Source organism: Chelatococcus sambhunathii (assembly GCF_001418005.1).
GTDB classification, from domain to species: Bacteria; Pseudomonadota; Alphaproteobacteria; order Rhizobiales; family Beijerinckiaceae; genus Chelatococcus_A; species Chelatococcus_A sambhunathii.
Window position 1 is genome coordinate 1 of record NZ_LIOL01000018.1, and the last position, 20,477, is coordinate 20,477.

A 20,477-nucleotide genomic window follows, 5' to 3' on the forward strand; every position below is an offset into this window, starting at 1 on the left:
CCGGCGTCGACTGGCACTACATCGCGCCGGGCAAGCCGCAACAGAACGGCTTCGTGGAGAGCTTCAACGGCAAGCTGCGCGACAAGTGTCTGAACGAGGAGGTCTTCGCCAATCTGGCCGAGGCCCGCGCCGTGATCGAGCGCTGGCGGCTCGACTACAACCACGTGCGCCCACACTCGGCGCACGGCGGGCTTACCCCCGAAGCCGTGCGGCTGAACCCCGCGGCCGGGCGGTTGCGCAACGTAATCAGCTCCACCGCCCGGCCGCTACCGCCGGCGATGGAGATCAGCTACCAAACCCCTGGGCTCTCACAATGAATGAGGGACCGGCGGGGGGCAGGTCATTCGGCGGCCGGCAATCCCGCTGAGCCGATCGATGCCCTCTCGGCAGCGCCTCCTCTCTCCGAGCGAACGATCGCGGCTCGACGCGTTCGTCGTCGCCACTGGCGACGCCAGTCCGCGTGACCAGCGCGACCTGATGGAGCGGCCCTTCTTCTCCCTCGCCAAGGCCAAGCGCACCACGCCGATCCTCTACGAGGCCGGCGACCTCCGCGTCGAAGTCTTCGCGGTTCCCGAGCACGGCATGGCGACCATCTGGGACGCCGATATCCTGATCTGGGCTGCCAGCCAGATCGTCGACCGCAAGCATCGCGTGCTGATAATGCTCGACGAGTTCCCCGCGCTCGGCCGCCTCGACTTCTTTGAGAGCGCGCTCGCCTTCATGGCGGGTTATGGCCTGAAGTCGTTCCTCATCGCCCAATCGCTGAACCAGATCGAAAAGGCCTATGGCCCGAACAACGCGATCCTCGACAACTGCCATGTGCGCGTGAGCTTCGCCACCAATGACGAACGCACCGCCAAGCGCGTGTTCGAGCGGCTGCTTCCTCGAGTGCGATACGTCGGTGAAGTCGGGCTCGACGGCGGCCCGGAGTACCGGCGGCACTGGCCGGATCAGCAGCCGGTCTTCTCGCGTGTCCTCGAACTGTGCGCGCAGGCGGGGGGACGAATTATCACCATCCACAGCCGGCGCGCTGCGACGCAGGTTCTTGATGCGGTGGAGGCGCGGCCCGGCGCCGGCATCGCGATTCTGCACTGGTTTTCGGGAACGCAGAAGGAGCTGTCGCGCGCCGTTGGCCTCGGCTGCTGGTTCAGCGTCGGGCCGGCGATGTTGTTCGGCGCAAAGGGACGAACCTTAGTGATGAAGATGCCGCGCGATCACGTTCTAACGGAATCGGACGGTCCTTTCGCACAGGTCGACGGAAGGGCGGCATGGCCGTGGGATGCCGATCGAGCGGTGGAGACGCTAGCGCAGATTTGGTCGGAACCGGTAGATGCCGTGCGCAGCCAGTTACTCGACAATCTTCGTCGGCTGACCAAGAGCTCACTGTGAGCGAGTAATCTCTGCAATCGATCTCAGATCGAAAACGCTTTGCCTCCGACTCTGCAGAATGCCGCCAGCTAGGAGGATGTGTCCGCGGCGGCGTCCGGAGGGCTACGCGACGATCGCGGCTGCACTGCTGATGGGCAGTTTCCCGCTTATAGGATGCCCTCCTAGTGGGCCTTGCCGAGAATCTCGATCAATATGGCGCTCTGCCGCTCCGTCGGAATCTTCGCAGGCATCTGTGCAGCGATCTGGAGGATGCCCACTTCCTTCGGCGTCAGCAGCCGCCGATTGGAACCTTCGCGGAGGATCGCCGACCACTGTGCTGGCGGCACTTCGAAGACCTGCCGCTGCACCTCGATCCCGTTGTCGATCTTCTGCGTCTGTCGTGCGGTCTTCGCCTCATGCCGGTTATCCTCAGCCGAGGCGAGCTCAGCCCAGAAATCGTCGGGCAGCAGCTCCGCGATGTTGTCGGCCCGGTCGAGCAGCCGCGTCCAGCAGCGCTCCCGTTTGCACCATTCGGAGATATTGGAGATACCCTGCGGAGGTCGGGTGATATCCTCGTTGATGGCGGTGGCGATGGTGACCAGCGTCCCCAACAGCACGTCATCAACCGCTTGGGCAGCCCAGATGCGCTGATAGTCGACGCTGGCCTTCCGACGCTTCGTGATCTCGCCCAGCATGGACAGCGTGTAGGCCACAATGTTCGCTCGATAGCCGCCATTGTACCAAGGCTGCACCGAAACCAGCTTCTCGGTCGCGCGGAATAGAATGCCGCGGGCGATCGCCCGCCTGAAATACAGCTCGTTGAAGCCGTCGGACGACTTCTCCCATTCCTTCCCGATCCGCAGCGCGTAGCGGGCGAAGTTCTTCTGGCTGCCGAGGTTCACCCATCGAGGATGATCATCGAAGACGTTCTCGAATTTGGCGAGATCGGTCTTCGTGAACATCTGCGTCTTGGGATATTCGGCGCGAAACCGCTTCTGCTCGCCGGGCGTGAGCTTCGATTGTGCGTCCACATACTGGCCGCGCGCGCGCTCATAGAACCATTTGGTCTCGCGCTGCGCGCCCTGCTGTGCCGGCGCCCAGATGCGGCGCGAGAATTCCGCCATGCGGACGTGGAAAGGATGGTTGGAGAAGAAGTCGGCGGCGTTAACCCGGTTCTGCGTGTTTGCGTATTCGGAGATCCGTGGGACGACCATTTCGCTCTGCTCGCTGTCGATCACCGACAGTTTCATCTGGACGAAGATGCCCGACAGGTCGGCCTTGTCGCGGCGCTGCGTATGGAAGAGCGAAGCGGTTGTCTGGCCGCCATTCACGATCTGAAGGTCGGTCATGCGGACGATCTGGAGTCCGCTGTTGGTCATCCGCGTCTCGACCTCCTGCGCAGTCGCGGTGATCCCGTTGTTGTAGGCGAAGAACATCTGCGGCTCGTTGATGATCGTCGCACGGATGCCCTTGTTGACCTGGGCGCGGGCTTGGAGGAAGGTCCGCACGTTCTGCTCCAAAAGCCGCGCGCTGTACCGATCGTAGAGCGCCGCAAGGATCGGCGCGGGCATCACGATCAGATAAGACTGATAGGAGTCGGAGCCGAGATTGGCCGGCAGGCATGCGATGCCGTTTCCAAACAGCTCGACGAAATCGATATTGAGGGCCTCCTTGTGTCCTCGCGAGGTGCGCTGGCGCTGGAACCGCGCCATGTCCCAGATGTGATAGGTCGCGCGAATGCCGCCGGCCTCGCCGTCGGGAAATGCCTGGAAGCGGTCGCTCAGCACCCGCTCGGAGGTTAGGTAGAAGTTGACATGGCGAAGCGCCTGCCTCCGGTCGGCTATCTGCCTGACCAGCCCGTATTCTGGCGTGGTGACATCGGGCTCGAGCGCTCCCTGAAGGCTCGCCTCGAAGAAGTTTACGACGCGTTTGAAGGCCGCATCCACGTCGGTGCGTGTGAGCGTCTCTAGCTCGCGGCGGCAGTCGAAATCGGCCACGAAAATGTCGAGCGCGCCCTCGTCGTTGAACCAATAGCCGTCGACGCGCATACCGCGCGGAGCGCGATAATGGCAGTGCTCGAAGCCCTCGATGAAGCCGGTTTCGATCAGCTCGGTGGAGACCGCCTCCATGAAGGATTCGAGCTGGTAGGTGCTGTTGGCCTCCGCATCCGCCAGTGTCTCCTGGCGGAAGTCGTGGAAGAACTCCTCTACGGTCTGCTCCATCAGTCTCCCCCGAAGACTCCTCCGTTGTCGCATTCATAAGGTGCAATGGTTTCCAGCAGGATATCGTAGGTGACCCGGTTGATGCCGGTTGGCAGCTGCGACCGTATGAGCCGCGGAAACGCCGGGACGACGCGGTAGCTGTGCACGTCGCTGACAACAAAGCGCGGTTGGTCATAGTCCGGCAACGGCGCATAGCCGTGCGCAACCAGCTTACGATCGAATGCCTCGACGGCTTCTGCATCTGCGAGCCGCGCCTGCACCGCGGCGACGATCGCGTTGAGGGATTGCGCTCCTGCCGCATCGGGCAGGCTGCTCAGCCGGTAGATACGCAGAAACAGTTCATCGTTGAGCGATTCGAGCTGATCCTCCGAGGAGATACGCACCGTGCTGCGCTCCGTGCCGGAGAGCGATTTGATCTCGACCGCCGTGTTGCCGAAGATGAAATCCTGATGGGATTTCTTAGGACCGAGCCAGGCGTCGACAGCGGCGGTGGTCGATGGCTGCCGTTCAATCAGCTCCAGGAGAAAAGTGAGCTCGGCGAAGAGGCCGCGGACCTCCTCGGCTGACAGGTGCTGGCTGCGACCGGACAGGAAGGTCTTCCAGCGCCGGATGTGGGCCAGCGCGACGGCGAGCGAGCTGGCGGAGTCGGTGGCACGTTCCAGCGCGGATGCAAGCGTGCGGCAGAGGCTCTCGAAAAGATCGCCATCGACCTGTTTTTTCGAGCGTGAGGACAAGTCGCTGCTGTCCCGGCTCGCCCCCGCGAAGATCGACGTCAATGCCATGTACCGTGACCACATTCTTCCGGAACTGATCGGTGTGATCGCCCTGAAGTTCCGCGATGAACAGGCAGGCGCCGGTCGTGTCCCGTCCCCAGAAGCAGGGTACGGCGGTTTCACCGGGGACCTGGCGGACGTTGAAGTCCGCGCCGGGAACCGCGATGTCATCCCACGGCGAGAACTCAGACATCGTAGTCCTCCTCCTCGTCCGGGTCGTCGCCATAGCCCTGCATCTGCTGGAGCCAGACTTTGTTCACGACCACGTTGATGGTGGTCGAATAGTCCCCATATGGAAAGCTCACGCCGAAAGCGGCGATCGGCCCTGCCACGGCCCCGTCCCTGGGTTCGAGGCTATGGATCATGAGGAGCGGCCTGTTCCGGACCATCCGGTAGTGCGTATCGGACACCGCGCCGGTTCCGTCCTCGCCGCCGGCCAAGGCCTCCGCCTCGTTGCGCTGCGTATCGTCGAGTCCGAGCTTCTCGTCGCCGCGGGAGGCCACGCGGTCCTTGTTCAAGCGCCACGCGGTTCCGTTCGGCTGATCTCTGCCGACGACGCGCACCTGATTTCTCAGCGTGGACGGCCCGCCATCGTCCGGAGCACCGCCGGGGGATATGAGCAGGACGTCGGCGAGCGGACGCTTCTCCGCGATCCGTTCGAGATAGCTCACCACGTCCGATTTAATGCCGGCGAAGGTCGAGTGGGTCTCGAACCGAGTGAGGAAATCCTCGACCACCGCGATCGGGACGTCGCGGAAGATTAAGCCCTTCCCGGTGTCCTCTTCCGGCCGTCCTCCGAAGCCACCGCGCCAGTGCTCGGCAATGAGCTCAAAGTTCCGGGCGTTCACCTCCGGATCGATCGAGACGACGTAGCTTTCCCTCAATCGCCCGCTGAAGCTCTGTTCGACTGTGACCTCCTGACCCGACCGCATCTTGTTGGCGGCGGTGATCAGAAGGCTATCCGGATGCGAACGGACATACAGACCGAAATCCTTCGGACTCAGGCCGTCGCGCCGCATCCGCTTGACCTGCTGGGTGAGTTCCTCGGCAGCCTCCGCGATATGGGAGTACCAGTTGATAGAATCGCGCGAGAGATGGACGCGGCAGAGATCCTCGAAGCCCGGACGGTAGCCGAACCATCGCCCCATCTGCATGAGCGTATCGTACATCTTCGTGTTGCGGTACATGTAGCTGATTGTCAGACCCTCGATGGTCAGTCCACGTGACAGACTGAGGCCGCCCACCGCGACCGCGGTGAGGCCGATGCCCTCCTTCTCGTACCGGGTATAGTCGAGCACCTCGTCGCTCTTGCTGTTGATGACGTAGAGGTGGAGGTGATCGAACACGCCGTTGAGAGCGGCCTTGACCTCGGGCCAGGTGAAGCCCGCATCGGCGTATTCGGCGTCGAACGCCGCTTTCAGGCGCTGCATGTGGATGTTCGTCGAAGAGACAGATTCCGGCATCAGATAGTTCGCGCGGACCGCCTCGCGCATCGTCTTCTCGCGAAGGCTGAGGAAGTCGCGCACGGCCTGCTGCACCGGCACGAAACGCGACACGTTGATCATCATCGAACAGTGCTTGGCGGTCTGCCCGCGCAGGTTGCGGATGGCACGCGCGACAATGAACTCGTCCAGCGCGCGGTAGAGGCTCGGCGGCAGCTCTGGAACGGGATCGTCGCGCTTGTGCCTGTAGGGGAGAAAGTCCTCGCAGTCGTCGATCGGCTTCACGATCGACTGGCTGGTCTCATCGTCGAGGAAGACCTTCTCCGCACCGAAATAGGTGGTCGGCGCGTCCAGGCAGTAGATGAAGTCGCGCGGGAACAGTTCCTCGCGCACGTCATCGTCATAGGCATCGGGATTGATGAAGATATTCGCGAACGGCGTTGCCGTGTAGCCGACATAGCAGGATTTCGCGAACAGCCCCAGGATGCGCCGGATCATGGCGTTCGTGCGGGTCGGGTCCAGATCCTCCTTGTTGGTGTTGATCGAGGCGTTGTCGGCCTCATCGTCGATCAGCAGCATCGGCACGTCGGAAATCCGGTCGCCACCCTCCGCGTTCAGCGCCTTCAGCCATTTGTGCAGGGCCGTCAGCGTCGTGACGTTCTTCTTGATGATGAGGATGATCGGCTTGGAGAAATCGTTGATCTTCCAGCCGCTCTTCGCCGCGGTGTTCTTGTTGAAATCCTCGTTGATGTTGGTGAGCGTCGCCGGGTGCGGGTAGCCAGGATCAAGTCCGACGCCGATGGAGCGGCGGTCTTCGGGATCGCTTGACCGCCCGATGAAGGCTTCATCGATGCGCTCCTGGGTCTGCTTGCGCAGATTGTTGTGAATGCCGGCGATGACGATGATGAATTTGTAACCGGCATCGGCGGCGCGGGCGATCAGGCCGGTATAGTTGGCCGTTTTGCCGGACTGCACATGGCCAATGACCAGGCCGCGGCGGTTCCAGCTTGTGCCCTCGCTGTGGGGGTCCTGGAGGTGTCCAAGGATGCGGCTGGTCACGTCGCTCAGCGACTGGACCATCCGGGGCGGCCAGCCGTCCTTCAGCAGGAAGTTCTCGTAGGCGCCGCCGTAGGTCCAGGTGATGTCCTCGCGCTTGCGAACCCACTGATCGTCATGCTTCGCTGCGACATCGACGAGCGAGACACCGGCACCCATGCGCGTGTCGACCGAGATCATCGCCTCGGTGATGATGTTGCGAAGGTCGCCGGTGTAGCCGAAGATGGCGGCGATCTGCTTCGCCTTCTCCTCGACCTGCTCGCGCGTCGGCGTCTCAGTCAGGTTGGCGAGACCGGAGATCAGCGCATTGGCGATGTTACGTTCCTCGGTGATGATCATGGCGGTCATGCGAAAGCCTCTGCGATGAATTTCTCAGCCGTCTCGATCTGCCCGTCGAAGAGGCGCGTCGATCGCACAATCTGGAGGAATGCCTGCGGGTCGCCCGGTCCGTCGCCGTAGAGCACCTGCTTGAGGCTCTTCAGCCGATCCAAGGTCTGCTCCTGGTCCACGGTCGTCTGGCTCACCTCGCGCGGATGCGTTGAATAGTCCGAGTAGATCATCTCAATCGGCAGGGCGGCGGCGATTGACTCGAGCAGCACGCGCAGCGAGGCGGCATCGTCAGGGGACAGGCGGACGCCGAGAGAAGCGACGAGCGGGTGTTCCGCATTGATGGCGAACCGGATACCGCCATGATCGGCGTAGCGTTCCCAGAGCGGAGCCTGACTCTCCTGGAACAGCTTCTGGCCGCGCCCGCGATGGACGGTGACGCTGCGGGCGGTGATCTGGCTGATGATCTGCCGCAGGCGCTCGCGCACGCCGTGCGGCGGCCGGGCGCGCGACTTCTTAATGTCGATGGTCCAAGCTTCATCGAGACTGTTCGGGAAGTCGATCTGAACCCGCGCCAGCTTGGTCGCCTCGCCCTTGGGCACCAGCCGGAACCAGTCGCCCCAGGCCATTAGACGGCCGTTGCGGTAAACATAGGCGCCTTGGTTCGAGATAAAGTCGCTGCGGTCCTGATAATAGTCGTACTCGGAGGCCGACAGCCGGCTGTGGTGCGGCAGGATGTAGGGCTGCATCACGACCGGCACGTCGCCGATCCAGACCTTCTCCTCGCGGAGCATCTGCGTCGCCTCGTTCTTCCGGCAGAAGGGATCAAAGGCAGCGACCGGGTGGCCGTTGATGCGGATGGCCAGCTTCCGCCGCCCCTTCACTTCGCCGGCGAGGAAGCGGTGGAAGACGAGCGACAGATGCCGTTCGACAACCGCCAGCTTCTCGTTGACGATCTCGTCCCGCTTCTGCCCGGTCTCGTCCTCGAACAGTCGATCGAGATCCCGCCAGATGACCAGCGTCCCGGTCTCGCCGAGCGTCTCGAAGAAGGGCTGTTCCGCGATCTCGCCGGGCTCGAGAACAGAGATGAACCAGTCGTCGTCCTCCTCGATTCGGGCGAGGCTCCATTCGGCGCCGGCGCGTTCGCCTTTTACGGCGCTTATCACGATGAGTCGGCGGCACTGCGAGAACGACGCGGTTTTGAGGCCGAGTCCGAAGCGCCCGAGGTCCTTCGGGCCTCGCTCCTTGCGGGGATCGGTGGCGCCGTGGCGCATCGCCGCGATCACCTCATCCTCCGCCATTCCGCGGCCGTTGTCGGCAATGACGAGCACCGGCGTGCTTCGAGTCATGTCACAGAAGATCTGAATGTCGGTCGCATCGGCCGAGATGCTGTTGTCGATCAGGTCGGCAACGGCGGTTTCGAGGGAGTAACCGAGATCGCGCAGGGAAGCCGTCAGACTGGCGGCGCTGGGAGGCAGATGATGCGACCGCGCCATCAGCCGCCGCCCCGCAGTTCATTGGTGAGGCGGCGGACAACGTTTTCCGCGTCTGCCTTCAGCTCGCACTCCCACACGGTGTGGACGGTCCAGCCGGCAGCTTCGAGCGCGATCCTGTTGCGCACGTCACGGCTGACATTGCCGTCGAACTTCTCCTGCCAGAATTCGCGGCGTGTAGTGGGAGTGGTCGCGTTCCGGCAGCCAGGATGTCGGTGCCAGAAGCAGCCGTGCACGAAAATTGCCGCCCGGTATCTGGGCAGGACCACATCCGGCCGGCCGGGTAGCTGCCTCGCATGAAGGCGGAAGCGGAAGCCGGCGCGGTGGAGCAGCGACCGCAGAAGCATCTCCGGGGCAGTGTCCCGCCCCCTGATCCGCGACATGTTCCAACTGCGCCGCTCGCTGGTGAGAGTGTCTGCCATCATCGACCGCCCCGGATCGAGTCGAGCACCTCGGCGACGATTTCAGCGATCTGCTGCGCAAGTTTGGGGGGCACTGCATTGCCGACCTGGTGATACTGCTCGGTGCGAGGTCCGGCGAAGAAGTAGTTGTCCGGAAATGTCTGAAGACGGGCGGCTTCGCGCACAGTCAGGCTGCGGCACTGCGCGGGATCGTAGTGAATGAAGTAGTGGCCGTCCTTTGAAATGTGTGAGGTGACCGTCGTCGATACCTGCTCCGCAAGCTGCACCCGAAAGCGGTCGGAGAACATCTTACCGCTGCGGCCTTCCTCGACATTCTGGTGATCGGGAAGGAGATTGGCGGGGAAGTCAGCGAGCTTGGGACTGCGCCCGGTCTCCTGAGCGAAGGTCGCCGCATAGAGGTAGCGGCGCAGGTCGGAGGCCATGTGGCTGCGCGCCTCGTGCGCAGTCAGGATCGGCAAGCGTTCGTCATACAGGCTGCGCAGCACATCATGGTTCGGGCGCCGCACCACATAGCGGGTGGACGAAGTGGAGCGCGGCGAGGGCACCTCAATGAGCTGCTCGAATTTGAGTTTCCGCGCGACCTGCCCTGCATAGGCCGCGCCGTTGAGCTGGCCACGGATATTCATGCTGGAGATCTGCCGGATGGCACTCAGCCAGGCATCCCGACTATCCTTCTCCTTCGACAGGCCGCTTCGGATTGGGGGAAGGGAGCCGATCGTGTCGCGTACTGTGGGTGCGGCCATTCTCCGAAGAGTGGAGGGCCGAACCTTCAGATCACTGCGGATTCCGACGATGAACATCCGGTGCCGCGCCTGCGGAATGCCGTGGTCCTCCGCGCGCACAAGGAACAGCCGCGGATCGACCTCGCCCTCGGCCATTTCTTCCTGGTTCAAAGAATAGAGACGGTAGGCAAGGTCGGTCGGTGCGTCCGGGATGGCGGTCGCCGGCTGCTGCAGGTCGCGAACAATGCGGTTGATGGCGGACTTGCCCTCGATGGTGGCCGACAGCAGTCCTTTCACGTTCTCCATGACGAAGATCGGCGGCCTGTGGTCGGCAATGATCCGGAGATATTCGAGATAGAGCGTGTGCTTCTCGTCTTTCGCAAAATCGGGATCGCCCTTCATCCGTGCCCGGCCGACCAGAGAATAAGCTTGGCATGGAGGACCGCCGACGAGTGCCCAATGCTCGCTGTCTGCGAGGCGCTGCCGAATAATCTGCCGCACCTCCCCATGCGACTCCCTGCCCAGCGATATTCGTAGGGCGCTCAGCTTAGCGTCGGCATAAGCGGCTGGATGGCGAGCGAAGAGATCGGCTTGCGTGATCCGTCCTGCCAAAAAGTCATAATAGTCATCCGGCACTTCACCGTCGGGAAAGTGCCGAAAGAAGTGTCTAAGCAGCAATGTCTGGTGCGAAAACGTATCGCGCTCAATCGAGACGACGCTGCGGAAGCGATGGCGTCGCTTATCATCGAGTGAGGATGCGAAGCCCTCTCCGAGTCCACCTGGGCCAGCAAAGAGGTCAACGACCGGATAGGCATCCGATCGTCTGGTCTCAGTTTGCCGGACGCCCGAGACTGCACTCGAGGACGGGTCCGCCAGTGTTTGCCCCCCTTTGGCGTACATCCCCGACTATGGCCTCCCCGGCGCAAGAGCGCCAATAGCCCTTGTCTTCTCGCTGCTCGCCCGCGGAGTGAGCCGTCGAAACTCCTCCACGCTCATCACAACGACGACCGGCCGTCCGTGCTTCTCGACCTGCACCGGTTCAACCCGAGCATAGTCGATCAGCATCCCGAAGCTGTTCTTGGCGTCTTTCGCGGACATGGTTCTCATCGCGCGCAATCTCTAGCTGGAGCCCAACAGAATAGTAGCTAAAATAGCTACTTCCGCAACGCATGAATTCAGCCGGCGAGGCATCGCAAGCGCTGAAAGGTATCCATGCGTCTGGTCGTCGAGGGTGACTTGAGCGGTGGCGCACCCGACACGATTCGAACGTGTGACCTTCGCCTTCGGAGGGCGACGCTCTATCCAGCTGAGCTACGGGTGCTTCGCCAAGGCGGGCGCAACCTAGCCCAGCTTCGACGTTCCTGCAATCGGGGATTGGCGCTCCTCCCCGACGATCTCGGCGCAGCCCCGAAAACGCCACCGACGCGACCGCTTCATAGACCGGTGGCATGAGGCTTTCCGCACCATGTTACGAGGGAAGTCCGATCAGGTATATCACCCTGACCGGACACGGGTCAGTGCCTTGCGATGGCATGCTCGATCCACAATCCCGCGGCGAGAAGAGCGTCGTCATCGCCGGACGGGAGCGAGAACAGGGCGGAGGTCGGCAGGCCCTCTGCATTGGTGCCGGACGGCAGGGCAAGACCAGGCATGTCCAGGAAGCTGCCGGCCATCGTCAGCGTGAGCGTGGCGAGATTGATGCGGGCAAACAGTTCGGGGTCGGCTTCGAGCGACGCGAGCTCCGGCGCCACATGCTTGACGGTCGGGAGCGCGAACAGCGCGCCGGCGAGATCGTCGGCGATGGAGCGCGACAGCGTGGCCTTGAGGCTACGCAGACGTCCGGCCGCCTCGGCGGTGATCGCCGCCGCACCGTCGAGCCGCTTCAGCACACGCGCATCGATGAGGTCGCGCTTTGGACCGCTGATCGCATCGAGATGCCAGGCGCGCGCCTCCACCGCGCCGAGCCAGCCGATCTCGGCGATGGCGCGCCGTGCCTCGCGCCAGGCAGCCACCGGCGCGCGGCGCACGCGAGCGCCCGATGCTTCGAGACCAGCGAGCATCGCTTCGAAATTGGCCCGCACTGTATCTTCGAGGCCGTCCTCCTCCAGCACCGCCGGGTCGACGACAATGTCGGGTGCGGCCGATGCGGCTTCGGCAACTCGCCCGGTACCCCGCATCACCGCGTCGATGGTCACACAATCGGCAACCGTCCGGGCGATGGGCCCGAGGCTGTCGAGACTCTTCGCCAGCGGATAGACACCGGCCATGGCATAGCGCCCGCCCGACGCCTTGAAGCCGACAAGACCGTTGAGGGCGGCAGGCACCCGTACTGAGCCGGCGGTATCCGTTCCGATGCCGACGGGAACGATGCCGCGCTGGACGGCGACCGCCGAGCCGGACGACGAGCCGCCGGGTACACGAGGGGTCGCCGCCGGAAAGTCTGGCGTCGGCGTGCCGAAATGCGGGTTGAGCCCAAGGCCGGAGAAGGCGAATTCGCTGAGATTGGTCTTGCCGAGCGGGATGAGGCCGACGCGCCGCGACGCTGCAACGACCGGCGCGTCCTCGCGGGCCATGGGCGCATCGTCCCGTGTGCGCGAGCCCGCGGTCGTCCGCGTACCGGCGATGTCGAAGAGGTCCTTCCAGGCGATCGGGATGCCGTCGAGCGGGCCGAGCGCCTGGCCGTTGCGCCGGCGCGCGGCGGCGGCGCGGGCCTCGGCCAGCGCCTCCTCGGCCATGAGGGTGATGAAAACGGCGGGGGCCGCGCGGGCCTTGTCGAGCGCCTCCTCGACGAGGCGCACGGGATCCGTCCGCCCCGACGCAAGGTCAGCCGCGATGTCGGTCAAAGTCTGATGAGCCATGCCGTTCTTCTGTCCCTGGATGGATATGGCGTGTGACGGCGTCAGCCGGTCACGATGGCGACGCTGGCGCTCGCGCCGATGCGCGAGGCGCCGGCGGCGAGCATGCGCAGGGCGTCCTCGCGCGTGCGGATGCCCCCCGAGGCCTTGACGCCGATGCCCCGCCCGACGACGCGGCGCATGAGTGCAACATCTTCCACAGTCGCGCCGGCCTTGCCGAAGCCGGTCGAGGTCTTGACGAAATCGGCACCGGCGGCGACCGCGAGGCGGCAGGCCACCTCCTTCTCAGCGTCTGAGAGGAGGCAGGTCTCGATGATGACCTTGAGCAGCGCGGGGCCGCAGGCCTCGCGGACGGCGGCAATGTCGGCGCCGACGTCGCCCTCCCGCCCCTCCTTCAGGGCGCCGACGTCGATGACCATGTCGACCTCGCGCGCGCCCGCAGCGACCACCCAGCGCGCCTCGGCGGCCTTGAGCAGGGAGGGCGTCGCCCCGAGCGGAAAGCCGACGACGGCGCAGGTGACGACGTCGCTGCCGGCGAGTGCCGCGGCGACATCCGGCACATGGACCGGATTGACGCAGACGGAGAAGAAGCCGTGCTCGCGCGCCTCGCGGCAAACCTGCGCGATATCAGCGCGCGTCGCGTCCGCCCGAAGAATCGTATGGTCGATGGTGCGCGCAAGTTCGGCGCGCGTCAGGGTCGTCATATGGGCCGCCTCTGCCTCGGGCACATCTTATAGGGCGCGCCGCGCAGCGCCCGCAAGCTCAGAAGCCGAGGGCGCAGCCGTCCTTGCGCTGGTCGGAGCCGGCGTGCAGCACGCCGCGGGCGTGGTCGATCCAGATGGCCTGCCCGCCGCCGAGCGGCGACGTGCGCGGCTTGATCGCATGGCCCTTGGCGGCGAGCGCGGCGATAACGCTCTCGCCGAGGGTCGGCTCTACCTCCAGCACGCCGTTGAAGGCGAAGCTGCGCGGCGCATCGAGCGCCGCCTGCACGTCGAGGCCCCGGTCGAGCATGCCGGAGAGGAAGGCCGCATGGCCGGCCGCCTGATAATGTCCGCCCATCACGCCGAAGGGCGCCACGGTGCGCCCGCCGCGGCGCAGGAGGCCGGGTATGATGGTGTGCATGGGCCGCTTGCGCGGGGCGATGGCATTGGGATGCCCCTCGATGAGGTTGAAGGACGCGCCGCGATTGTGCAGCACAATGCCCGTCTTGGGGTCGAGCCGCGTCGAGCCAAAGGCGTGGAAGATCGAATTGATGAAGGAGATGGCGTTGCCGTCGCGGTCCACCGCGCAGAGATAGACCGTATCCCGGTGCTCCGGCTCGTGCCAGAGCGCCGGTGCGCCGGCCTGCCCCATGTCGATGCGGCCGCGCAGCGCGTGTGCCACTTCGTCCGAGAGCAGTTGCTCGACCGGGTAGGGCAGATGCGCGGGATCGGCGATGAGCGCGTCGCGGTGATGGTAGGCAAGCTTGGTCGCCTCGGCATGGAGGTGCACGCGCTCGGCGAGCGGCAGCTTCTCCGACAGGTCGAAGCCGGCGAGCACGTTGAGCATCATGAGCGCTGCGAGGCCCTGACCGTTGGGCGGGCATTCGTAGACATCATAGCCGTGATAGCTGGTGACGATCGGCGTCACGTAATCGGCCCCGTCGGCCGCATCGGCGAAATCCTCGAGCGTGTGCAGGCCGCCGAGGCCGTTGAGAAAACGCACCAGGCTCTCGGCTGTGCGGCCGAGATAGAAGGCCGCGGCGCCATCGCGGGCGATCTCGCGCAGGCGCTGCCCGAGCAGCGGCTGGGCATGCCGCTCGCCCTCGGTCGGCGCGCGTCCGCCAGGCAAGAAAACGGTCTTGGCGCCGGCATCGCGCGCCAGAAGCGGGACCTCCTCCGCCCAGTCGAGGGCGACGCGCGCGGTGACCGGATAGCCATTCTCGGCATAGGCGATGGCGCGGACGAAGAGCCGCTCCAGCGGCAGGCGGCCGTGGTCGCGGTGCAGCTTCGTCCAGGCGGCGATGGCGCCCGGCACGGTGACGGCATGGGGGCTGGTGCGCTCGATGGTGGAGACGCCGAGGTCCTTGAGGCGTCCCACGCTCGCCGCCGCCGGGGCGCGGCCGCTGCCGTTGAGGGCGAGGACCTCGCCACCGGCCGGGGCGTAGAGGACGAAGCAGTCGCCGCCGATGCCCGTCATGTGCGGCTCGACCACGCATTGCACGGCAACTGCCGCGATGGCGGCATCGACGGCATTGCCGCCGCAGGCGAGGACATCAAGCCCTGCCGCGGTTGCGAGCGGGTGCGACGTGGCGATGGTCGCCTCGCCCGCAAGTGTCGGTCCACGTCCCGGCCTGAAGAAATCGCGCATGCCTGTCCCCAACCGCCCTGCCCTTGCCGCCTGCACGCGGTGCGACGCCGCGCCGGTCCCATGGCGGTAACAGCGGCGGGCGCTGCGTGCAAGGGCGGGGCGTTCAATGCGACAAGGCCTTCTGTCCTTCCCCGGCATGCCCCTCGTCCCGCGTCTTCCACAGAGACCAGCCGATGCCGGCGCCGAGGATGGCAAAGGTCACGGCGAGCGACCATTCGGCCGGGAACTTCGCCCAGCCGAAAAGATCGGCGACGAACACCTTCGAGCCGATGAAGACGAGCAGGACCGCCAGCGCCTGCTTGAGATAGGCGAAGCGGTGCAGCACTGCGGCAAGCGCGAAGTAGAGCGCGCGCAGGCCGAGGATGGCGAAGATGTTGGACGTGTAGACGATGTAGGGGTCAGTCGTGATGGCGAAGATCGCCGGCACCGAATCGACCGCGAAGATGATGTCCGCGATCTCGATGAAGACGAGCGCCAGGAACAGCGGCGTCAGGAAGAGGATGCTGCGGCCGTTGCCGCTGCGGCGACGCACGAAGAAGCGCTCACCGTGGAGGCGCCGCGTCACGCGGAAGCGGCGCTTGATCAGCCTGAGCAAGGGGTTCTGCGCGAGGTCCGTCTCCTGATCCCCCCACCACAGCATCTTGAGCCCGGTGACGATGAGGAAGGCGGCGAAGAGATAGAGCACCCATTCATATTGCGCGACGAGGGCGGCGCCGAAGCCGATCATGATGGCGCGCAGCACGATGACGCCGAGGATGCCCCAGAACAGCACACGGTGCTGGTAGCGCCGCGGAATGGCGAAGAAGCCGAAGATCATCGCGATGACGAAGATGTTGTCCATCGCGAGGCTCTTTTCGACCACGAAGCCGGTAATGTACTCGACGCTGGCCTGGGTGCCGAGCTGCCACCACACGAAACCGCCAAAGCCGAGACCAAGCACGATGTAGAAGGCCGAGAGCGCAAGGCTCTCGCGCACCCCGATCTCGCGGGAGCCACGATGCAGCACGCCGAGGTCAAGGGCCAGCAGCGCCATGACGAGGCCCATGAAGCCGAGCCACATCCACAGCGGATGGCCAAGAAAAAAGCTGGTGAGAACGTCCATCGGTTTCCTCTCTGTGCGGAGGGGAAACCCGATGCAGAACCCTGACTGGACAAAGGCAGAAATCCGGACCCTGCATCGAGTTCACCCGATGCGGTCCGACATCACGATGCATGGCATCGCCAGAGGGGCCCGGCCCGCGGCCGACGACATGGGAAGTGGCCGGGCCAATGTCAAGACCGGACGCGGCGCCGGCTGGTCGATTTTGCCCCGACAGGCGGCCTGATGCGCTAAGACGTCGGAACGCGGGTTTTTCAAAGGGCAGGCCGGCGATGATCGACCTCAGAAACATCGAGACCTTCTTCTGGGCGGCAGCACTCGGCAGCCTGCGTGCGGCCTCCGAAAAGCTCGGCACGACACAGCCGGCCGTATCGCACCGTATCGCCTCGCTCGAGGAGGCGCTGGGAGTGCGCCTCTTCGAGCGGGACGCACGCGGCGTGACGCTGACCGCCAAGGGGCAGGAGTTGCTCTCCCACGCCGAGCGCATGATCCAGCTCCGCTGCGACATGGTGCGCGCCGCCCAGGACCAGAACGTGATGAGCGGCACCGTGCGTATCGGGGTCGCCGAGACCATCGTGCAGACGTGGCTGTCGCGGCTCATCGAGCAGGTGCACGCCACCTATCCGGCGCTGGCGCTCGAGATCGAGGTCGACAGCTCGATGGTGTTGCGCTCGCACCTCATGTCGCGGCAGATCGACCTCGCCTTCCTGATGGGGCCCGTGCTGGAGGAACGGGTTGAGAACGTCCACCTGTGCACCTATCCGCTCGCCTGGGTGGCGAGCCCGCGGCTGAAGCTCGGCGACGGGCCCATCACGCTGAGGCGCCTGTCGGATCGTCCGATCATCACCTATCCCTCCAACAGCCGGCCCTATCTCGTGCTGCGCGACATGCTGGCGCGCGCCGGCGTGAAGGCCCGCCTCTACGGCAGCGCTTCGCTCTCCATGGTGGTACGCATGGCGCGTGACGGCATCGGCGCGGCCGTGATCGCCCCGGTTTTCCTCGACAAGGAGCTCGCCAGCGGAGACTTGAAGATTATTGATGTCGAGACCGATCCGCTGCCGGACCTGAGCTTCACCGCCACCTGGATCAACGGCCCGGAAAGCCACGCCGCCCGCGTGATCGCCGCGATGGCGCGGGAGGTTGCCGTACAAGCCGATGGCGACGTGACGAGCAGCTCCAAGGCGGGTTAAACTGTATTTATACCCCCTATTCGAACATACGATTGGACAGGAAAATCAATCACGGCATGCAATGCGGGCAGGGCGCCGGCTGCGGCCGGTGCGGCGGAGAGCCGCCACAAATCCAGCCAGGGGGACTGACACCGTGAATTGCATCCTTCGTGCCGCCATTGCCGTCACCGCGCTCGCCGGATCGGCCGCGCTCGCCCAGGATCTGCCGAAGACGCACCTCAAGATCGTCGGCGGCCTCAGCAACCTCACGGCCTACAACGACTACGAGAGGCCGTTCTGGACCCAGAAGGTGCCGGAGCTGTCGAACGGCCAGATCACGGCCGAGATCAAGGGTTTCAACGAAATGGGACTGAAGGGGCCGGAGCTGCTGCGCCTCATGTCCCAGGGCGTCGTCGAGTTCGGCACGGCCACCCTCTCCTATTTTGCCAGCGACAACGCCATCAACGAAGCCATCGACCTCGCCGGTCTCGCCCCGGACGTGAAGACGGCACGCGCTGTCACCGAGGCGTTCACGCCGGTCTACGAAAAGTTCTACGGTGACGGCGCCAAGGTGAAGCTGCTCGGCATCTCGACCTATCCGGCACAGGTGCTGTTCTGCAACGCGGAGATCAACAAGCTCTCCGACCTCAAAGGCAAGAAGGTGCGCACCTCGAGCCGCACCCAGGCGGAGTTCGTCGAGGCCTTCGGCGGCACGAGCGTGACCATGGCCTTCGGCGAGGTGGTGCCGGCCCTGCAGAACAAGGTGGTCGACTGCGCCATCACCGGCTCGCTCTCCGGCTACTCGGCCAAGTGGTACGAGGTCTCCACGCACCTCTATGCCCTGCCGATCAACTGGAATCAGCAGATTCACGCCGTCAACCAGGCGGCCTGGAACAAGCTCGACCCCAAGGTGCAGGCCTTCATCGAGACGAACGTCAAGACGCTCGTCGACGACATCTGGAAGGCAGCCGCCGAGCAGACGGAGCTGGGCTATGCCTGCAACACGGGCTCCGATGCCTGCACCCTACCGGTCAAGGGCAAGATGAAGCTGGTGACGCCGAGCGAGGCGGACCGCCAGTTGCTGCGCGGCGCGCTGGGCGAGATGGTGCTGCCGAAGTGGGCGGCGCGCTGCTCGGCGGACTGCGTGAAGGATTTCAACGACACCGTCGGCAAGGTGCTCAACATTTCCGTCTCGAAGTAAGGGAATGGTGCGCCGCCCGCGCGACGCACTCACCCGAGGCGCCGCAGCAGCGGCGCCCCCGATCCCGACGAGGTGGAGCCCATGTCCCTGCATCGTCTTTCCCTCGCCGGCCTGACGCGCGGCGCAGAACGCCTGTCGCTTCTCGCCGTGTGGGCGAGCGGCGCCCTCACCATCGGCAGCGTGCTGCTGATCTCCTTCGACGTCATCGCGCGGAAGTTCTTCGGCTTCAGCACCGGCGGCGCCGACGAACTGTCGAGCTATGCCTTCGCCATCAGCACGTCCTGGTCGCTCGCCTTCGCCACCTTGCAGCGGGCGAATGTTCGCGTCGACGTGATCTATCAGCACCTTCCGGTGCGCCTGTCGGCCCTCCTCGACTGGATCTCCATCGTCGCGCTCGGCGTCTTCATGGCCATGCTGACGTTCTACGCCTATGACGTCGTCGCCACCTCCTGGGCCGAAGGTTCGACCGCCAACACGCCGCTCGGCACGCCGCTGTACATCCCGCAGGGACTATGGCTGGCGGGGCTCTGCTGGATGTGTCTCGTCCTCGCGCTGATGCTGCTGCGCGCTTCGATCGCGCTCGCCAGCGGCGATACCGACGCGGTCAAGGCCATCGCCGGCGTGCGCTCGGCGAAGGAGGAGGCAGCGGAAGAGGCGGCAGCCGGCGAACGCCTCGTCAAGGAGGCTGCGGCATGATCGCCACTGCACTCGTCCTTCTATTCGTCCTCATCGGGCTCTCCATTCCCGTCGGGGCGGCGCTCGGCGTGCTCGGGCTCATTCTCGACCCGCTCTATTCCATGCTGCCGCTGACGCGCGCCATGGGCGAGCTCGCCTGGAGCACGAACAACGAATTCCTGCTCGTCGCCATCCCGCTCTTCATCCTCCTCGGCGAGGTGCTGCTGAGGGCCGGCTTCGCGGAGCGCATGTATGCGGCCATGAGCCTGTGGCTATCGTGGATGCCCGGTGGCCTGATGCATGCCAATATCGGCGCCTCGACGCTCTTTTCCGCCACCTCCGGCTCGAGCGTCGCGACGGCCGCCACTGTCGGCACCGTCGCCATCCCGCAGATCCGCCGCTACGGCTACAACGAGCCGCTCTTTCTCGGCAGCATCGCGGCCGGCGGCACGCTCGGCATCCTCATCCCGCCGTCGATCAACCTCGTCATCTACGGCGTCCTGACCAATTCCTCGGTGCCGAAGCTCTATCTCGCCGGCATCATCCCGGGCCTGCTCATGGCCGGGCTGTTCATGGCCGTCATCGCCGGCGGCTGCCTGGCACGGCCCGGCTGGAGCGGTCATCAGGTCCGCGCCTCGTGGGGCGAGCGCTTCCGCGGCCTCGCGCATCTTGCCCCGCCGCTCGGCATCTTCCTCCTCGTCGTGGGCTCGATCTATGCCGGGCTGGCGACGCCGACGGAAGCGGCAGCGCTCGGGGTGCTCGGCGCCCTCATCCTGGCCGCCTGCTTCGGGCGCCTGACATGGGCGATGCTGCGCGGCGCCGTCGAAGGCGCCATGAAGTCGACGGCCATGATCATGCTGATCGTGATCGCGGCCGGCTTCCTCAACTTCATCATGTCGGCGACCGGCCTCACCGACGCCATCACCGGCTCCATGAGCGGCCTCGGCCTGTCGCCCGCCTGGATGCTGCTGATCGTCATCGTCTTCTACCTCGTGCTCGGCTGTTTCATGGAGACCCTCTCCATGATGATCACGACGATCCCGATCATCGCGCCGATCATGATCGGCCTCGGCTACGATCCGATCTGGCTCGGCATCGTCATCATCGTACTGGTCGAGGCGGCGCTGATCACCCCGCCCGTGGGGCTCAACCTCTTTGTCGTGCAGAGCCTGCGCAAAGCCGGATCGATGGACGCGGTCATCGTGGGCACGCTGCCCTTCGTCCTCGCCATGTTCTTCATGCTCGCGCTACTCGCCTTCTTCCCGGCGCTCGCCCTGTGGTTGCCGGGCCTCTTCGGGTGAGCG

At 64.9% G+C, this 20,477-nt stretch carries 18 protein-coding genes and 1 tRNA gene; 7 read left to right on the top strand and 12 right to left on the bottom strand.

The window, feature by feature from the left end; translation table 11 throughout:
* Positions 1-317: integrase core domain-containing protein (locus tag ASC46_RS21775; RefSeq protein WP_245280630.1), on the top strand; the 317-nt coding region annotated here is incomplete at its 5' end.
* A 58-nt stretch (positions 318-375) separates the two neighbouring features.
* Positions 376-1,389: a TatD family hydrolase gene (locus ASC46_RS21020; protein WP_082464919.1), complete on the top strand. Its 1,014-nt coding sequence runs from the start codon at positions 376-378 to the stop codon at positions 1,387-1,389.
* Between the two features lie 161 nt (positions 1,390-1,550).
* Here the strand turns inward: ASC46_RS21020 and ASC46_RS19830 are convergent, their stop codons facing one another.
* The 12 genes from ASC46_RS19830 to ASC46_RS19885 form a co-directional block, all read right to left on the bottom strand.
* Positions 1,551-3,590 carry an AIPR family protein gene (locus tag ASC46_RS19830; protein WP_055461023.1) on the bottom strand — a complete coding sequence of 680 codons (2,040 nt, stop codon included), beginning with the start codon at positions 3,588-3,590 and terminating at the stop codon, positions 1,551-1,553.
* Positions 3,590-4,372 (bottom strand): PD-(D/E)XK motif protein, encoded by a 783-nt coding sequence (locus ASC46_RS19835; RefSeq protein WP_245280637.1) that lies wholly within the window; start codon positions 4,370-4,372, stop codon positions 3,590-3,592. The genes ASC46_RS19830 and ASC46_RS19835 overlap by 1 nt, the downstream gene beginning before the upstream one ends.
* A 176-nt stretch (positions 4,373-4,548) precedes the next feature.
* Positions 4,549-7,041 (bottom strand): Z1 domain-containing protein, encoded by a 2,493-nt coding sequence (locus ASC46_RS19840; protein ID WP_245280638.1) that lies wholly within the window; start codon positions 7,039-7,041, stop codon positions 4,549-4,551.
* Positions 7,042-7,205: 164 nt separating this feature from the next.
* Positions 7,206-8,684 carry an ATP-binding protein gene (locus ASC46_RS19845; protein WP_055461025.1) on the bottom strand — a complete coding sequence of 493 codons (1,479 nt, stop codon included), beginning with the start codon at positions 8,682-8,684 and terminating at the stop codon, positions 7,206-7,208.
* Positions 8,684-9,103, bottom strand: coding sequence for a very short patch repair endonuclease (locus ASC46_RS19850; RefSeq protein ID WP_055461048.1), 420 nt, complete (start codon positions 9,101-9,103; stop codon positions 8,684-8,686). The genes ASC46_RS19845 and ASC46_RS19850 overlap by 1 nt, the downstream gene beginning before the upstream one ends.
* Positions 9,103-10,725: a DNA cytosine methyltransferase gene (locus ASC46_RS19855; RefSeq protein WP_082464921.1), complete on the bottom strand. Its 1,623-nt coding sequence runs from the start codon at positions 10,723-10,725 to the stop codon at positions 9,103-9,105. Before ASC46_RS19855 ends, ASC46_RS19850 begins: the two co-directional genes overlap by 1 nt.
* A gap of 6 nt (positions 10,726-10,731) precedes the next feature.
* A complete protein-coding gene (locus tag ASC46_RS19860) occupies positions 10,732-10,932 on the bottom strand; it encodes a type II toxin-antitoxin system prevent-host-death family antitoxin (RefSeq protein WP_055461026.1) in 201 nt (66 codons plus the stop codon).
* A gap of 137 nt (positions 10,933-11,069) precedes the next feature.
* Positions 11,070-11,146, bottom strand: a tRNA-Arg gene (locus ASC46_RS19865).
* 193 nt (positions 11,147-11,339) lie between these two features.
* Positions 11,340-12,683, bottom strand: coding sequence for an amidase family protein (locus tag ASC46_RS19870; RefSeq protein WP_055461027.1), 1,344 nt, complete (start codon positions 12,681-12,683; stop codon positions 11,340-11,342).
* Positions 12,684-12,724: 41 nt separating this feature from the next.
* Entirely contained in the window at positions 12,725-13,384 is a 660-nt protein-coding gene (gene deoC / locus ASC46_RS19875; RefSeq protein WP_055461028.1) for a deoxyribose-phosphate aldolase, read from the bottom strand.
* A 58-nt stretch (positions 13,385-13,442) separates the two neighbouring features.
* Positions 13,443-15,029: a gamma-glutamyltransferase family protein gene (locus ASC46_RS19880; protein WP_055461029.1), complete on the bottom strand. Its 1,587-nt coding sequence runs from the start codon at positions 15,027-15,029 to the stop codon at positions 13,443-13,445.
* Positions 15,030-15,132: 103 nt separating this feature from the next.
* The gene (locus ASC46_RS19885) at positions 15,133-16,131 is read right to left on the bottom strand and encodes a TerC family protein (RefSeq protein ID WP_055461030.1); all 999 of its coding nucleotides are present in this window, start codon (positions 16,129-16,131) and stop codon (positions 15,133-15,135) included.
* 31 nt (positions 16,132-16,162) lie between these two features.
* On the opposite strand from ASC46_RS19885, the gene ASC46_RS21435 reads away from it, so the two are divergent.
* From ASC46_RS21435 to ASC46_RS19905, 5 genes are all read left to right on the top strand, one after another.
* On the top strand, positions 16,163-16,354 hold the full coding sequence (locus tag ASC46_RS21435; protein WP_141659731.1) for a hypothetical protein: 192 nt from the start codon (positions 16,163-16,165) through the stop codon (positions 16,352-16,354).
* Between the two features lie 46 nt (positions 16,355-16,400).
* Positions 16,401-17,318: a LysR family transcriptional regulator gene (locus ASC46_RS19890; protein WP_055461031.1), complete on the top strand. Its 918-nt coding sequence runs from the start codon at positions 16,401-16,403 to the stop codon at positions 17,316-17,318.
* A 133-nt stretch (positions 17,319-17,451) separates the two neighbouring features.
* The gene (locus ASC46_RS19895; protein ID WP_055461032.1) at positions 17,452-18,498 is read left to right on the top strand and encodes a TRAP transporter substrate-binding protein; all 1,047 of its coding nucleotides are present in this window, start codon (positions 17,452-17,454) and stop codon (positions 18,496-18,498) included.
* An 81-nt stretch (positions 18,499-18,579) separates the two neighbouring features.
* Positions 18,580-19,194 (top strand): TRAP transporter small permease subunit, encoded by a 615-nt coding sequence (locus ASC46_RS19900; RefSeq protein ID WP_055461033.1) that lies wholly within the window; start codon positions 18,580-18,582, stop codon positions 19,192-19,194.
* A complete protein-coding gene (locus tag ASC46_RS19905) occupies positions 19,191-20,474 on the top strand; it encodes a TRAP transporter large permease (RefSeq protein WP_055461034.1) in 1,284 nt (427 codons plus the stop codon). Before ASC46_RS19900 ends, ASC46_RS19905 begins: the two co-directional genes overlap by 4 nt.
* The last annotated feature ends 3 nt before the right edge of the window (positions 20,475-20,477 follow it).